The sequence below is a fragment of the Rhodococcus sp. HNM0569 genome (genome assembly GCF_012726205.1).
In the GTDB taxonomy this organism is placed as follows: domain Bacteria; phylum Actinomycetota; class Actinomycetes; order Mycobacteriales; family Mycobacteriaceae; genus Rhodococcus_F.
This window is the reverse complement of sequence record NZ_JAASAE010000036.1, coordinates 1-1,379: the sequence shown is the minus strand read 5'-3', so window position 1 is coordinate 1,379 and position 1,379 is coordinate 1. Positions and strand designations below refer to the sequence as shown.

The following is a 1,379-nucleotide window of genomic DNA, read 5'->3' as shown; positions in this document are numbered from 1 at the left end:
ATCGAACGCATGTACTATAGAACTCATGTTCGATTCGGGGGTTTCGGGACACGCGGGGGCACAGGCTCCCGGCGTACTGGCGGGTGCCCCCGAATCGGAATGGACGGTTCTGTTGCGTGAGCGGCACGCGGCCATCGCGCGGGCACAGTTCCTCGAGGTCGACGCGGTGGCGTCGGTGTATCTGGCTCGTTGCGCCGCCGATGCCCGGCGCGGCTGCAACGAAGCCTTCCAAGGCGAGTTCGCGCACACCGAGGTCGCGGTCATGCTGACGGTCACCGAACCGGTCGCGCGGCGCTGGATCGGGCTCGGTCTCGATCTACGCTGGCGTCTGCACGGCACGTCGGCAGCTTTTGCGGCAGGCCGTATCGATCAGGCCCNCGACGGGGCCACCACCACGACGATCCGCCGCACCGCCCGCCGGCTCATCGCACGGCACGACCCGGACGGCGCCCAAGCACGCCGCGAACACGCCGAATCCGACCGCGACATCCGATTCCGCGGGAACGACGACGGCACCTGCTCGGTCGAGGGAACGCTGCCCGGTCCCGCCGGGCAGATCGTCGCGATGCGGCTGCGGGCCATGTGCCTCGAGGTCTGTGCGAAAGACCCACGCACCTTCGCGCAACGCCGCGCCGATGCGTTGGTCGCGTTGGCCGACGGCTCCGGCCGCCTGCACTGCCGGTGCGACGGCGAATGCGGACGGACGGCGCCCGCTGGCACCGAACACGAAACCGCGCGGGCAGAACGCGAGGGTGGGGCGGCGGGGCGTGAGGGTGCCGCGCGCGAGATCATCGAACACCAGGCCGCGCCCGCATTGTCGCCACTACCCACCGCGACGATCCACGTCGACGTGAACGCGACGACACTCCTCGGTCTCGACGACCGACCCGGCTACCTCGCCGGACACGGCTGGATCGACGCCGACCTCGCCCGCAGCCTCGCCGCCGACGCCACCTGGCACAAAGTACTCACCCTGACCGACACCGACCGAGACGCACTGCTCGACGCCCTCTGCGGCAACACCGGACACGGCACCGCTGCACTCGACGACGCGGACTCCACCGCTACGGGGGCGATGACCGACCAGGAATGGCTGTCGCGCCGACGCAGCGACACACCCGCACACGGAACGGTCCTCGGGATCGGACACGCACTGGCCGCCGCGGGCATCACCGCCTCAGCAGTCCGGGCACGCAGTAAACCCCGGCGAGAACAGTTCACCTACCGGCCGCCGCACCGCGTGGCCGAAATCGTGCGTGCCCGCGACGGAAACTGTCGCTTCCCCGACTGCACCGTCCGAGCCCTGGCCTGCGACCTCGACCACACCATCCCGTTCGACCATGCCAACCCCGCATCCGGCGGCTGGACCGTCGAGCAGA

At 70.1% G+C, this 1,379-nt stretch carries 1 protein-coding gene; it reads left to right on the top strand.

Translation table 11 applies throughout. The features are described from left to right. Positions 1–25 precede the first annotated feature (25 nt). The coding region (locus HCA44_RS20680; protein ID WP_240945703.1) for a DUF222 domain-containing protein at positions 26–1,379 on the top strand (1,354 nt) is incomplete at its 3' end.